This window comes from Vibrio sp. R-1 (assembly GCF_035615595.1).
Classification (GTDB): Bacteria; Pseudomonadota; Gammaproteobacteria; order Enterobacterales; family Vibrionaceae; genus Vibrio; species Vibrio cholerae.
Map to the genome: position 1 here is coordinate 1 of NZ_WPDC01000021.1, position 14,693 is coordinate 14,693.

A 14,693-nucleotide genomic window follows, 5' to 3' on the forward strand; every position below is an offset into this window, starting at 1 on the left:
GCCGAGATAGCTTCACGTCGTAAGAGCATAAACAATTACGATTTATGCTCAGCGAACCACTTTTATTCGCCATCCATATTCCCTACAATCGAGTCCAATTATTTTCATTGGCTTGCGTCTTAGTTCCGAATTCAAGCCATGAGTTAACTCCCTTTCGTCCTTATCGGAGTACTTCATGAGTAACGTGAAACACAGCAAACTTCTTATCCTTGGCTCCGGCCCTGCGGGTTACACAGCCGCGGTTTACGCTGCGCGCGCCAACCTAAAACCCGTGCTGGTCACTGGTATGCAGCAAGGTGGTCAGCTCACCACAACGACAGAAGTCGAGAACTGGCCAGGCGATGCCGAAGGCTTAACTGGCCCAGCACTGATGGAGCGCATGAAAGAGCACGCTGAGCGTTTCGATACTGAAATTGTTTTTGATCACATTAACTCGGTTGATCTCTCTTCTCGCCCATTTCGTTTGACAGGCGACAGCCAAGAGTACACCTGTGATGCCCTCATCATCTCTACTGGTGCCTCTGCTAAATACCTCGGTTTAGAATCAGAAGAAGCGTTCAAAGGTCGCGGTGTATCCGCTTGTGCGACCTGTGATGGTTTCTTCTATCGCAACCAGAAAGTCGCCGTTGTCGGTGGTGGTAATACTGCGGTTGAAGAGGCTCTTTACCTATCGAATATCGCCTCAGAAGTGCATCTGATCCACCGCCGTGACAGCTTCCGCAGTGAAAAAATTCTGATCGATCGTCTGATGGATAAAGTGGCGAATGGCAACATTGTTCTGCACACGCACCGCACTTTGGATGAAGTACTGGGCGATGAGATGGGCGTGACAGGCGTGCGTTTGAAAGATACCCAGTCAGATATGACGGAAAACTTGGATGTGATGGGGGTATTCATTGCCATCGGTCATCAGCCAAACTCGCAAATTTTCGAAGGTCAGCTTGAAATGAAAAACGGCTACATAGTCGTAAAATCTGGCCTTGAAGGTAATGCAACCCAGACCAGCATTGAAGGTGTGTTTGCCGCGGGTGATGTGATGGATCATAATTACCGTCAAGCGATTACCTCTGCCGGAACCGGGTGTATGGCAGCACTCGATGCTGAACGTTACCTAGATAGCCAGGGTAAATAACTTACGCTTCGCGTAACGCCAGTTTTTATTTTTGCCAAGCCCGACGGGTATAACCGCCGGGCTTTTCTTTGTATACTGGCGGCCTATTACAATTATTATTCTCATTAAGCCTTTTCAAAATGGACAAGAAAAAACAGCGTAGCTTGAATCTCTGGCTCAAGCAGCAAAGCAAACTGGCTAAGCGCTGGCTCGCAATAGCTGTTGGGTTGGGTGTGTTATCAAGCCTATTTCTGGTGGCGCAAGCCGCACTCCTTGCATCAATTCTGCATCAGCTGATTATTGAACAGGTCGATAAACATCTGCTCATTCCACACTTCTTTGGCTTGGTTGCACTCATTGCCGTGCGTGCGCTCTGCTCTTGGGGACGCGAAATCGCTGGTTTTCGTTGTGGAGAAGAGATCCGCCGTTATATTCGACAGCTAATCCTAGACAAGTTACGCGACTTAGGGCCAGCCTATATCAAAGGCAAACCGGCCGGCTCATGGGCAGCCTTAATGCTTGAGCAAGTCGAAAACATGCACGACTTCTTTGCTCGCTATCTCCCTCAGATGTCTCTTTCGGTTTTGGTACCGTTTGTGATCCTTGCGGTCGTCTTCCCAGTTAACTGGGCGGCAGGACTGATTTTTTTGATCACGGCGCCATTGGTGCCACTCTTTATGGCGTTAGTCGGCATTAAAGCCGCCGATGCCAGCCGGAAAAACTTTAAAGCTCTGCAGCGTTTATCCGGGCATTTTTATGATCGCTTGCAAGCTCTGACCACCATTCGTCTATTCGATCGCACCACAGCAGAAACCGAGCACATGCGCGGCGCTTCAGAAGTGTTTCGCCATCGCACTATGGATGTACTGCGGATCGCGTTCCTCTCTTCTGCAGTATTAGAGTTTTTCACCTCGATCTCCATTGCACTGACCGCCGTGTACTTTGGCTTTAGCTACATTGGTGAACTCAACTTCGGTTATTACGGCGCGAGTGTCACTCTGTTTGCTGGGTTATTTGTGTTAATCCTTGCTCCGGAGTTTTATCAGCCGCTGCGCGATCTCGGAACCTATTACCACGCCAAACAACTCGCGGTGGGCGCAGCCGAATCGATCGTCGATTTTCTGCAAACCGAAGTGGATACCTTACACAGTGGCGAGCGTCATCTCACCGATAATGACGATATTGAAATTATCGCCAATGATCTGGTCGTTCTTAGTCCACAAGGCAAACGCTTAGCAGGCCCGCTCTCATTTACGTTGCAAAGCGGCAAAACCACCGCTCTCGTCGGGCCAAGTGGCGCAGGCAAAACCAGCTTAATCAATACCATTTTGGGCTTTATGCCCTACCAAGGCAGCTTAACCATTAACGGCATTGAATTGCGCGAGTTAGATCATGCGCACTGGCGACAAACCATCAGTTGGGTTGGGCAAAATCCTCTGCTGCTGCACGGCACCATTCGCGACAACGTGACGCTAGGCAAACACAATATCGCCGATGAGCAAGTCACACAGGCTCTGCAAGCAGCTTATGCCCAAGAGTTTGTTGAGCAGCAGGGTTTGGATTACCCGATCAGTGATCGCTCTGCGGGGCTTTCCGTGGGTCAAGCCCAACGCATCGCCCTCGCTCGCGCTATTTTGCAAAATGGCCGCTTTTGGTTACTCGATGAACCCACGGCAAGCTTAGATGCGCGCAGTGAGCAATATGTGATGCGTGGACTGACCGAAAGCATTCAGCAACGCACTGCGTTATTTGTCACTCACCAGTTGCAACCGCTGCAATCGGTCGAGCAAATCTTAGTGATGGAAAATGGCTTGCTGGTACAAGCAGGACATTTTGAAGACTTAAGCCAGCAATCTGGTTTATTTGCCACTATGTTAGCCGCTAACCAAGCGCTACAAGCTGCCAACAAAGGGGATCTCGATGCGTGACCTGCTGCCTTACCTAAAACTGTATAAAAAACACTGGTTCGGTCTTACCCTTGGCATGCTGCTGGCGCTGCTGACCGTTCTCGCTTCGATTGGACTGCTGACGTTATCCGGCTGGTTTTTGTCTGCGGCGGCCGTGGCCGGACTCAGTATTGCCCGAGAAACCTTTAACTACATGCTACCCGGCGCCTTTGTGCGCGGTTTTGCCATGGGACGCACCGCGGGTCGTTGGGGCGAGCGTGTCGTTACTCACAACGCCACCTTCAAGCTGCTCACTGATTTGCGAGTGTTTTTCTTTGAGAAACTGACACCGCTTATCCCGGGACGTCTGAGCGCGGTGCGCGATGCCGATATGCTCAACCGCATCGTGGCCGATGTGGATGCCATGGACCATGTCTATTTACGTTTAATCAATCCAGTCACGGTCGGCGTGCTGGGTATTGCGGCTCTCACCACACTGATTGCTTGGTTTGATCTGCAGCTTGGCATGACCTTAGGCGCTATCTTGCTTCTGGTTTTGCTGGTGTGGCCCACGCTTTTTTACCGCTTGGGGAAAAAGAATGGTCAACACTTAACGCAGAATAAAGCGGAATTGCGCGTTCGCACGCTAGATTGGTTACAAGGTTACAGTGAACTAACCATTTTCGGTGCAGAACAAACCTATCGTCAGGCAATCTTAACGGCGCAAGACAAACTGCTGCGTAACCAATACGTTAACGCGCAAGTCTCAGGACTGGCTCAATCGTTACTGTTACTTGCCAATGGTTGGACACTGGTACTGATGATCTGGCTGGCCGCCGATGGCGTGGGTGGGCAAACTCCGGATCCGCTGATTGCACTGGTGGCTTTTGCAACCATAGCCAGCGTCGAGTTATTGATGCCTATTGCCGGCGCATTCCAGCATTTGGGGCAGACTCTCACCTCGGCTCGCCGCTTAAATGAGATTATTCTAGCCAAACCTGAGGTCGAATTTACCGCGCAACCAACCGCGCATAATGGCCAATACAACATTGAATTCAACGGTGTCCACTTTGCTTACCAAGCGAATAAACCCAAGGCCATTGATGACTTTACTTTGACTCTCGCTCAAGGTCAGAAAGTGGCGATTGTCGGCCAAACCGGCTCAGGAAAATCGACCTTAATTCAACTCCTTTGCCGCTATTGGGATGTACAGCAGGGTCAGATCACGATTGGTGGAACAGACATTCGAGAATGGCACGAGAGCGATCTTCGTGCCGCCATTAGCGTGGTCAGTCAACGGGTGGATATTCTCAATGGCACGCTGCGCGATAACCTGAAATTGGCGAAACCGGACGCAACCGATGAAGCGCTCAGTGATATTCTGCAACAAGTCGGTCTAGAGAAATTGCTACAAGATGCCGCGCTCAATACTTGGCTTGGCGAAGGTGGCCGTCAGTTATCCGGTGGAGAAAAACGTAGGATCGGCATTGCGCGAGCACTACTGCATAACGCTCCAATCTTACTGCTTGATGAACCGACCGAAGGGTTGGACAAGCAAACCGAGCAGCAGATCATGCAACTGTTGCATGGTCATTTCGGTCACAAAACCGTGCTGTTTATCACTCATCGTCTGGTCAACCTTGAACAGATGGATGCGATTGCGCTGATTGAACAGGGCCAGTTGGTCGAATATGGTCATCACCATACTCTCCTCGCCCAGCACGGTCGTTATCACAAGCTGACACAAAAGCTGTAACGCTTCCCGCCTCTCTTCGCTGAGGGGCGTAAGCATGCAGCGCAGAGCACCATGTCAAACAATAAACAGCTTCAAACAATAAACAGCAAAAAGCCAGTCAACATGACTGGCTTTTTTTATAAGCGACATCGCTCGAAGAAAGGCGGGCACTTATCCGTGCGGCTTACGCGAGCTTTGTTGCTGGTTAGCCACTTTATTGCGCGTGCTCGATTCACCACCCTGCTTACGGCGCGCAGGGGCTTTTCCACTACGACCCGGAGTAGCTGAAATTCGCTCTTCGTGACGACGTACTGCACGACGAATTTTCTGGCTACGGGTACGCTCACGCTTACGCGTTGCGGCATCAGGCGCCATGTTCAGCACCGTTTCTTTCTCTGGACGCAGTTCTACCAACTCACGCAGGTAGTTCACTTGCTTGAGATCAAGCTCCATCCAACCGCCGCGAGGCAGTTTTTTGTCGAGGAAAATATCACCGTAACGTACGCGCTTCAGACGGCTTACTGTCGTACCTTGTGATTCCCACAGACGACGCACTTCACGGTTACGACCTTCATTGATTACCACGTAGAAAGTATGGTTGATGCCTTCGCCACCGGCGTACATCACATCTTCAAAACGCGCCATACCATCTTCTAGCTGCACACCACGTACTAGATTGCGAACTTTTTCTTCCGTCACGTCACCAAAGACGCGAACCAGATATTCACGTTCTACCTGACGGCTTGGGTGCATTAAACGGTTAGCCAGTTCACCATCAGTGGTAAACAGCAGCAAACCTGACGTGTTGGCGTCCAAACGGCCAACAGAAATCCAGCGTGAACCACGAATTTTCGGCAGACGGTCAAATACCGTACGGCGACCTTCTGGATCATGACGGGTACACAGCTCGCCTTCTGGTTTGTAATAAGCCAGAACTCGGCAGATCACCTCTTCTTGCGCTTTCACAGACACAACATGTCCATCGATGCGCACGACAGCGTTATCATCTTCTAGGCGTTCGCCCAGTACAGCTACCTTGCCATTAACACTTACACGCCCAGCTCGGATCAGAGCTTCAAGCTCACGACGAGAACCATGACCAGCACGTGCTAAAACTTTTTGTAACTTTTCGCTCATTTATCTACCTATGTGTCGTCTTCTCAGACGTCGAATGACGGGTTGCGATGTTAAAATCGCGGCCGCGTAGTATCGCAAATTTTGTGGATAAAAGCACCCGTTTTGTCAGCGATTCGCGGCCACCTCATTCAACTACTGAAACGGGGTCGGATCACCGGCTCCGACACGCGCCACTACCACTTCATCGTCGCTAAAATCAATCACTGTCGTGGGTTGCTGACCTAAATAGCCACCATTGAGGATCACATCCACCGCATGCTCTAAGCGATCACGAATTTCCTCGGGATCAGACTCAGTAAAATCGTTGCCCGGCAGGATCAGCGATGTCGACATGAGTGGCTCGCCGAGCGCTTCCAGCAGATCCAAGGCAATTTTGTTATTCGGTACCCGGATACCTATGGTCTTTCGCTTCTCATTCATCAGACGGCGCGGAACCTCTTTGGTTCCTTTGAATATGAAGGTGTAAGGTCCCGGTGTATTGTTTTTCAACAAACGAAACGCCGTGTTATCCACACGCGCATACAGCGAAAGCTCAGACAAATCGCGGCACAACAGCGTAAAATTGTGCTTATCGTCGAGACGGCGAATTTGACAAATACGTTCCATCCCGTGCTTATTTTCAAGCTGGCAGCCCAGTGCGTAACCAGAATCGGTTGGGTAAACCACTACCCCACCATTGCGAATAATCGCGACCGCTTGGTTGATCAGGCGGGTTTGAGGGTTCTCAGGATGAACATAAAAAAACTGGCTCATGGTTATTCCTCTTCATCGAGTCTCTCGACTCTATTGCTTGGGGATAAGCCCCAATCTTTCCATACAGGTTCTACTCCGGCAGGTAACCAAAGGTTTCGGCCCAACTCCATCCAAGGAGAAGGATAGTGAAAGTCACTGCCTTGGGAGGCGAGTAGCTGGTATTCCATTGCGTAATCACCCAAGGTTCGTTTTTCCTGTGGTGATTGCTGCGGCTGGGCCACTTCCATGGCATCGCCATCCGCTTCAACAAACGCGGTCATTAAGCGCTTAAGCCATTTCGCCGTCAAGTCATATCGTCCCGGATGCGCTAATACGGCTTGTCCACCTGCGGCGTGAATCGCGCTCACTGCTTCACTCATTGAACACCAGTTAGGCGGTACATAACCCGGATTATCACGGGTGAGGTATTTCTTAAATACTTGCTGCATGTTGGTTGCGTAACCATTATCCACCAACCATTTGGCAAAATGGGCACGCGTGATCGGCGCACCATCGGCAATATGTTGAACCTCTTCTAACACTCCCTCACGCGTCGCTTTTTGTAAACGATGGGCGATCAGTTCAGCACGCTCAACTCGACGTTGCTGCTGCCGCGCAATCAGCTGCCCCAATGCCTCACTGTTTGGGTCGATGTTTAAACCGACAATATGAATGTCTTTATTTTGCCAAACCGTTGAAATCTCAATGCCGTTCACTAATTGTAGCGGATATTGCTGCTGTGCAATGTAAGCACGAGCATCCGCCAATGCAGCCACGGTATCGTGGTCTGTGATCGCCAAAACATCAATCTCAAAGCTGACGGCGCGATCGATCAATTGTTGATAAGTAAACCGTCCATCAGAAGCGGTGGTATGACTATGCAGGTCAATTCTCATATTTTTTATTTGCCTGATTTTTAGGCTTGACTTTTTATCGCCGCACTAGTTAACTAGTACGCAAATGCAAGACTCTCTGTTAGGGCTCACTATGTTACAAGAATTTAACCCAAACCATAAACCCAATTTCAGTCCAGCAGATGCTGAACTGGCTTGGTGGCGCACTTGGACAAGTTCTTGGTGGGCTCACGTGTATTTCTAAGTTTAGATACTCACACACCTAGCCCGCCAACTTGAGCGGGCTTTTTATTGGTTTTTTCCACCTATCACTGCTGTTTAGCTAATTTCTCATCGCGGTGATCAGTGCACAATCGAATCATGGTTAAGGAGGTCTTATGAATAAGGCCATCAACATAAAGAAAACCGCGCCGCTTGAGGTGCTACACAGTGAACTGCCTTATACGCAAGATCCTACGGCTTTATTTCATGCTCTTTGCGCTGGGCGCAGCGACTGCCTACTACTGGAATCTGCAGAAATCGACTCCAAGCAAAATTTGAAGAGCCTTCTGTTAGTGGATGCTGCCGTGCGCATTGTGTGTGAAGGCCATCAAGTGACCTATCATGCGCTCAGTGCAAACGGCCAAGCTCTGCTCAACATCATTCATAGCAACCTCACTGATCGGATTCCTTGCAAAGTAGAGAAAGCGAAACTTACCCTCACCTTCTCTACACCCTGTGATACGTTGGATGAAGACTCACGCTTGCGCGAAGCGTCTTCTTTCGATGCGCTACGTTTAGTGCAGCACAGTTTTGATCTCACTGACCACGGTAAATTTGCGCTGTTTTTAGGTGGCTTATTTGCCTACGATTTAGTGGCTAACTTTGAGCCGCTCGGTAAAGCACCAGCCGACAATCAATGCCCTGATTACGTGTTTTATGTAGCAGAAACTCTGATGGTGATTGATCATCAGCGTGAAACTTGCCAACTGCAAGCCACCCAATTCCAACCGGGCGATGCGCTGCACAGCCAACTCAAAAGCCGGATGCGTGAAATTCGTGCGCAAGTGAATCAACAACTGCCTTTGCCGAGTGCGCAATCTTTATCTGATGTGGAAGTGACCACCAATATTAGCGATGCAGCGTTTTGCGATATCGTGCGTGACCTCAAGCAGTACGTGGTCAAAGGCGATGTGTTCCAAGTTGTGCCTTCGCGCCGTTTTCGCTTACCTTGCCCTTCACCACTCGCAGCTTATCAACGGCTGAAACAGAGTAACCCAAGCCCTTACATGTTCTACATGCAAGATGAACGCTTTACCCTGTTTGGCGCATCCCCCGAAAGCGCGCTCAAGTATGAAATGCACACCAACCAAGTGGAAATCTACCCGATTGCAGGGACTCGCCGCCGCGGTAAGCGCGCCGATGGCAGCATCGATTTTGACCTCGATAGCCGCATTGAGCTTGAACTGCGCACCGATAAAAAAGAGAACGCCGAGCACATGATGCTGGTTGACTTAGCACGCAACGATGTCGCGCGCATTAGCCAAGCCGGTACTCGCCATGTCGCTGACTTGCTGCAAGTAGATCGCTACAGCCATGTGATGCACTTGGTGTCGCGCGTGGTGGGTCAGTTACGTGAAGATCTGGATGCGCTTCACGCTTATCAAGCTTGCATGAATATGGGCACGCTGACTGGCGCACCGAAAATTCGCGCCATGCAGTTAATCCGCGATGTGGAACAAGCGCGTCGCGGCAGCTACGGCGGCGCGGTGGGTTATCTCACGGGTGAAGGCGATTTGGATACCTGTATCGTGATCCGTTCTGCTTATGTGGAAAACGGCATCGCCCAAGTCCAAGCCGGCGCGGGTGTGGTGTACGACTCCGACCCACAAGCCGAAGCCGATGAAACGCGCGGCAAGGCGCAAGCGGTAATTTCCGCCATTTTATATGCTCATCAAGGGAAGGAATGATCATGGCCAATATTCTGTTTATCGATAACTTTGACTCCTTCACTTACAACTTGGTGGATCAGTTTCGCTCACTCGGTCATGTCGTAACGATTTACCGTAACAACATCCCGGCTGATGTGATCGAACAAGCACTGCAACAATTAGACAATCCCGTGGTCGTGTTATCCCCCGGCCCAGGTGCACCTTCTGAAGCGGGCTGTATGCCAGAGCTGCTGCAACGCCTGAAAGGCAAGGTACCGATGATTGGTATCTGCTTAGGGCATCAAGCCATCGTCGAAGCCTACGGCGGTGTGGTTGCTGGCGCGGGTGAAATCATCCACGGTAAAGTGTCGATGATGGAGCACCAAAACCACGCGATTTATCGCGGCCTCCCTTCTGCACTGGCGATTGCACGTTACCACTCACTGGTCGCAACGCAAGTACCGGCAACACTGACCGTGACGGCAGAAGTGAATGGCTTGGTAATGTCGGTGGTTAATGAAACCGACAAGGTGTGCGGCTTTCAATTTCACCCAGAATCGATCATGACCACCCACGGCGCTACCTTGCTGGCCAATGCCATTGATTGGGCATTGTCTGCAACGCCAGCACAGACTCAATTCGCGTAACCGCACAGGGAGAGAATGTTATGCAAACCATTATTAATAAACTCTATGAACAGCAAGGGCTTACGCAAGCCGAGAGCCAACTGCTTTTCGACCAAATTATTCGCGGTGAAATGGATCCTGTATTGATGGCGGCAGTGCTGACTGCACTGAAAATCAAAGGCGAAACGCCAGATGAAATCGCGGGTGCGGCTAAAGCCCTGCTCGCCAACGCCAATCCATTTCCGCGTCCTGATTACGACTTTGCCGATATCGTCGGTACCGGTGGCGATGGCTCAAACACCATCAACATCTCAACCACCGCCGCATTTGTCGCCGCAGCGTGTGGCGTGAAAGTCGCCAAACACGGCAACCGTGGGGTATCGAGCAAATCCGGCTCTTCCGATCTGCTCAGCTCATTTGGGATCAACCTTGCGATGAGCGCGCAAGATTCGCGTCAAGCCTTGGATGATCTCGGTGTCGCTTTCTTGTTTGCCCCTCAGTATCACAGCGGTGTGCGCCATGCGATGCCTGTGCGTCAAACCATGAAAACTCGCACGATTTTCAACATCTTAGGCCCCCTGATTAACCCTGCTCGTCCCAATATTGAATTGATGGGGGTTTACAGCAAGGATTTGGTTCGTCCTATTGCGCAAACCATGTTACAAATGGGTCTGAAACGCGCGGCGGTGGTGCATGGTTCAGGTCTGGATGAAGTCGCGATTCATGGCGAAACGCAAGTAGCAGAAATTCGCCAAGGCGAATTGATTGAGTACACGCTCACCCCAGAAGATTTTGGTGTTAGCCGCTACCCACTGGATGCGATCCGTGGCGGAGAGCCGGAAGAGAATCGCGCCATCATCACCCAGATCCTAACGGGCAATGGTACAGCAGCACAAATGGCGGCAGTGGCAGTCAACGTTGCACTTCTGCTGCGTCTATTTGGTCAAGAAGATCTGAAAGCCAACACCCAACAAGCAATCGCCGTAATGAAATCGGGCCAAGCCTATGGATTGGTTCAGCAGTTAGCACAACGAGGTTAAGTAGAATGTCCGAGCAGTTGTCTGAGCATATTTCCGTACAAACCGCGCAAATGGCGCAAGTGCTGGTCAAAATCGTCAATGATAAATACCAATGGATTGAGGAGCGCAAAGCCAAGCAACCTCTTGCGAGCTTTCATCCATTACTGACTCGCTCAGAGCGCGATTTCTATCAAGCCTTGAGCGGCGACAACACCGTATTCATTCTCGAATGCAAAAAAGCCTCACCGTCGAAGGGGCTGATCCGCGAAGAGTTTGATCTCGATTACATCGCCTCCGTGTATGGCGAGTACGCCAATGCCATTTCGGTACTGACCGATGAAAAGTATTTCCAAGGTCGTTTTGAATTTTTGCCACAAGTGCGCGCTCAGGTAACTCAGCCTGTGTTGTGCAAAGATTTTATGGTCGACCCGTATCAGGTTTATCTGGCGCGTCATTATCAAGCGGATGCGATTTTGCTGATGCTGTCTGTGCTCAACGATGATCAATATCGTGAACTGGCCGCTGTGGCGCACGACCTTGGTATGGGCGTGCTCACCGAAGTCAGCAACGAGCAAGAACTGAAACGTGCAGTTGATCTGCAAGCGAAAGTGATCGGCATCAATAACCGCAATCTGCGTGATTTGACCACCGACCTGAATCGCACCAAGCAGTTGGCACCGCTCATTCCACAAGGCACTATCATTATTTCCGAATCCGGCATTTACACCCATCAGCAGGTGCGTGATTTAGCTCAATTTGCCAATGGTTTCTTGATTGGTAGCTCGCTGATGGCGCAAAGCAATCTTGAACTGGCAGTGCGAAAAATTGTGCTCGGCGAACACAAGGTGTGCGGTTTGACTCATCCTGATGATGCGGTGAAAGCCTACCAAGCCGGTTCCGTTTTTGGTGGACTGATTTTTGTTGAGAAATCCAAACGCTTTGTCGATGTAGAACAAGCTCGCCTGACCATGAGCGGCGCACCGCTACAGTATGTCGGCGTGTTTCAAAACCACCCAGCCGCGCAAGTCGCCGATATCGCAACCGAATTGGGCTTATTTGCGGTGCAACTGCACGGCGAGGAAGATTCTGCGTATGTAAGCGAATTACGCGCTGCCCTTCCAGAATCCATTGAAATTTGGAAAGCGTATGGCGTGAGTGATGCTTTACCTGAGCTACTACCAGAGCACATCGATAGGCATCTGCTCGATGCCAAAATCGGCGAACAAAGTGGCGGCACAGGACGCAGTTTTGATTGGCGCTTGCTGCCAAAACATAGCGACCTGATGCTCGCCGGTGGCTTGAGCGCCGAGAATGTTGCCCAAGCGGCGCAACTTGGCTGCCGTGGACTCGATTTCAACTCTGGCGTGGAAAACGCTCCGGGTAAAAAAGACGCCAACAAGTTACAACACGTTTTCCAACAATTACGGAATTATTAGATTATCAGCATGGCAACATGCATAGAAAAGGAATGTAAGCATGGCTAAATTAAACGCCTATTTTGGCGAATTCGGTGGGCAGTTTGTGCCACAAATTTTGGTTCCAGCGCTCGATCAACTGGAACAAGCCTTTATTGATGCCCAGCAGGATGATGCTTTCCGCGCTGAATTTATGAGCCTACTGCAAGAATACGCCGGTCGCCCAACCGCGCTAACGCTCACGCAAAACATCACCAAAGGCACTAAAACTAAACTCTATTTGAAACGTGAAGATCTACTGCACGGCGGCGCGCACAAAACCAACCAAGTTTTGGGTCAAGCCCTGCTCGCCAAGCGCATGGGCAAACATGAAATCATCGCCGAAACTGGCGCAGGCCAACACGGTGTCGCAACCGCATTAGCCTGTGCGCTGCTTGGCTTAAAGTGCCGCGTGTACATGGGTGCGAAAGATGTTGAACGCCAAAGCCCGAACGTGTTCCGCATGCGCTTAATGGGCGCCACCGTTATCCCTGTTCATTCTGGTTCAGCAACTCTAAAAGATGCCTGTAACGAAGCGCTGCGCGACTGGTCTGGTAGCTACGAGACCGCGCATTATCTGCTTGGTACTGCGGCAGGCCCTCACCCATTCCCAACCATTGTGCGTGAATTCCAACGTATTATTGGCGAAGAAACCAAAAACCAAATCCTTGCTCGTGAAGGTCGTTTGCCCGATGCGGTGATCGCCTGTGTTGGCGGTGGCTCAAACGCCATTGGTATGTTTGCTGATTTCATCGAAGAAGAATCGGTACGTTTGATCGGTATTGAGCCAGCTGGTAAAGGCATTGATACCCACCAACATGGCGCGCCACTTAAGCACGGTAAAACCGGCATTTTCTTCGGTATGAAAGCGCCCTTGATGCAAGATGAACATGGTCAAGTGGAAGAGTCTTACTCTGTCTCTGCGGGGCTTGATTTCCCATCGGTGGGTCCACAACATGCTTACCTGAATGCCATTGGTCGTGCGGAATATGAAAGCATTACCGATGATGAAGCGCTTGATGCGTTCCAAGCGTTGGCACGTAACGAAGGCATCATTCCAGCGCTGGAGTCTTCACACGCTCTCGCGCATGCAATCAAAATGGCGTATGCCGAGCCAGACAAAGAGCAGTTGCTCGTGGTTAACCTTTCGGGCCGTGGTGATAAGGATATTTTCACCGTACACAAATTACTTGAAGACAAAGGAGCGTTGTAATGAACCGTTATCAAGCCCTATTTCAACGCCTAAGCGCTGCGCAGCAAGGCGCTTTCGTTCCTTTCGTAACGATTGGTGACCCAAACCCCGAGCAGTCACTCGCCATCATGCAAACCCTGATTGATGCAGGAGCGGATGCGCTTGAGCTTGGCATGCCGTTTTCAGATCCTCTGGCGGATGGTCCGACGATTCAAGGCGCGAACTTACGTGCATTAGCGGCGAAAACCACGCCAGATATCTGTTTTGAGCTGATCGCACAGATTCGTGAACGTAACCCTGAGACTCCGATTGGTTTACTGATGTATGCCAACTTGGTTTACGCACGCGGCATCGACGATTTTTATCAACGCTGCCAAAAAGCTGGCGTGGATTCGGTACTGATTGCCGATGTACCCACCAACGAAAGCCAGCCTTTTGTGGCGGCCGCAGAGAAATTTGGCATTCAACCAATCTTTATTGCGCCACCAACGGCCAGTGATGAAACCTTACGAGCAGTGGCTCAACTCGGTAAAGGCTACACTTATTTGCTTTCGCGCGCTGGGGTGACTGGGGCTGAAACCAAAGCCAACATGCCTGTGCATGCCCTGCTTGAACGTCTGCAACAATTTGATGCGCCACCAGCACTGCTAGGTTTTGGTATTTCAGAGCCCGCTCAAGTTAAACAAGCGATTGAAGCTGGCGCAGCGGGAGCCATTTCCGGATCGGCGGTGGTAAAAATCATCGAAACGCATTTGGATAATCCAGCTAAGCAGCTGACTGAGCTGGCAAACTTCACTCAAGCCATGAAGAAAGCAACAAAAATTTAACTTACATTATCTTAAATCAGCGGCGCACCCTTTGGTGTGCCGCATCATTTCATTAACAACCCCACTCAAACAAAAGACATTTCAATCAAAAATCAATCCAAGACTTCACATAACCAAAATCAATAGCAAACGTTTTCTTTGCAGATAAAAACGCCAAATTACTCTCGTTTTACTCCGCTATTGAGAAAACGCTCGATGTGCTTATTGCTA

13 protein-coding genes and 1 other annotated feature are annotated in these 14,693 nt (G+C 50.4%); of the genes, 10 read left to right on the forward strand and 3 right to left on the reverse strand.

Annotation, left to right across the window (positions count from 1 at the left end; genetic code table 11):
- The first annotated feature begins 175 nt into the window (after positions 1-175).
- The 3 genes from trxB to cydC all read left to right on the forward strand — a co-directional run bounded on the left by trxB (position 176) and on the right by cydC (position 4,753).
- A complete protein-coding gene (gene trxB / locus GOU96_RS06840) occupies positions 176-1,132 on the forward strand; it encodes a thioredoxin-disulfide reductase (protein WP_000073135.1) in 957 nt (318 codons plus the stop codon).
- A gap of 119 nt (positions 1,133-1,251) precedes the next feature.
- Complete coding sequence (gene cydD / locus GOU96_RS06845; protein ID WP_267780598.1) at positions 1,252-3,039, forward strand: heme ABC transporter permease/ATP-binding protein CydD; 1,788 nt, start codon at positions 1,252-1,254, stop codon at positions 3,037-3,039.
- Positions 3,032-4,753, forward strand: a complete 1,722-nt coding sequence (cydC, locus tag GOU96_RS06850) for a heme ABC transporter ATP-binding protein/permease CydC (RefSeq protein ID WP_267780600.1) — start codon at positions 3,032-3,034, stop codon at positions 4,751-4,753. Before cydD ends, cydC begins: the two co-directional genes overlap by 8 nt.
- A gap of 150 nt (positions 4,754-4,903) precedes the next feature.
- Here the strand turns inward: cydC and rluB are convergent, their stop codons facing one another.
- The 3 genes from rluB to rnm form a co-directional block, all read right to left on the reverse strand.
- A complete protein-coding gene (gene rluB, locus GOU96_RS06855; RefSeq protein WP_267780603.1) occupies positions 4,904-5,869 on the reverse strand; it encodes a 23S rRNA pseudouridine(2605) synthase RluB in 966 nt (321 codons plus the stop codon).
- A 132-nt stretch (positions 5,870-6,001) separates the two neighbouring features.
- Positions 6,002-6,622 (reverse strand): L-threonylcarbamoyladenylate synthase, encoded by a 621-nt coding sequence (locus GOU96_RS06860; protein WP_000077260.1) that lies wholly within the window; start codon positions 6,620-6,622, stop codon positions 6,002-6,004.
- Positions 6,623-6,624: 2 nt separating this feature from the next.
- The gene (gene rnm, locus GOU96_RS06865) at positions 6,625-7,497 is read right to left on the reverse strand and encodes an RNase RNM (RefSeq protein ID WP_001217212.1); all 873 of its coding nucleotides are present in this window, start codon (positions 7,495-7,497) and stop codon (positions 6,625-6,627) included.
- A gap of 64 nt (positions 7,498-7,561) precedes the next feature.
- Here rnm and GOU96_RS06870 point away from each other — a divergent pair, with 64 nt between their 5' ends.
- The 7 genes from GOU96_RS06870 (at position 7,562) to trpA (ending at position 14,483) form a co-directional block, all read left to right on the forward strand.
- The gene (locus GOU96_RS06870; protein ID WP_001880954.1) at positions 7,562-7,699 is read left to right on the forward strand and encodes a hypothetical protein; all 138 of its coding nucleotides are present in this window, start codon (positions 7,562-7,564) and stop codon (positions 7,697-7,699) included.
- Positions 7,646-7,748 (forward strand) — a sequence feature (Trp leader region). Its footprint overlaps the gene before it by 54 nt.
- 84 nt (positions 7,749-7,832) lie before the next feature.
- The gene (locus GOU96_RS06875) at positions 7,833-9,404 is read left to right on the forward strand and encodes an anthranilate synthase component 1 (RefSeq protein ID WP_114742864.1); all 1,572 of its coding nucleotides are present in this window, start codon (positions 7,833-7,835) and stop codon (positions 9,402-9,404) included.
- 2 nt (positions 9,405-9,406) lie between these two features.
- Positions 9,407-10,012, forward strand: a complete 606-nt coding sequence (locus tag GOU96_RS06880; RefSeq protein WP_001961401.1) for an aminodeoxychorismate/anthranilate synthase component II — start codon at positions 9,407-9,409, stop codon at positions 10,010-10,012.
- A gap of 20 nt (positions 10,013-10,032) precedes the next feature.
- Positions 10,033-11,031, forward strand: coding sequence for an anthranilate phosphoribosyltransferase (gene trpD, locus GOU96_RS06885; RefSeq protein ID WP_001961403.1), 999 nt, complete (start codon positions 10,033-10,035; stop codon positions 11,029-11,031).
- Positions 11,032-11,036: 5 nt separating this feature from the next.
- On the forward strand, positions 11,037-12,446 hold the full coding sequence (trpCF, locus tag GOU96_RS06890; RefSeq protein WP_267780610.1) for a bifunctional indole-3-glycerol-phosphate synthase TrpC/phosphoribosylanthranilate isomerase TrpF: 1,410 nt from the start codon (positions 11,037-11,039) through the stop codon (positions 12,444-12,446).
- 40 nt (positions 12,447-12,486) lie between these two features.
- Entirely contained in the window at positions 12,487-13,677 is a 1,191-nt protein-coding gene (trpB, locus tag GOU96_RS06895) for a tryptophan synthase subunit beta (protein ID WP_055027193.1), read from the forward strand.
- Complete coding sequence (trpA, locus tag GOU96_RS06900) at positions 13,677-14,483, forward strand: tryptophan synthase subunit alpha (RefSeq protein ID WP_001083164.1); 807 nt, start codon at positions 13,677-13,679, stop codon at positions 14,481-14,483. The genes trpB and trpA overlap by 1 nt, the downstream gene beginning before the upstream one ends.
- The last annotated feature ends 210 nt before the right edge of the window (positions 14,484-14,693 follow it).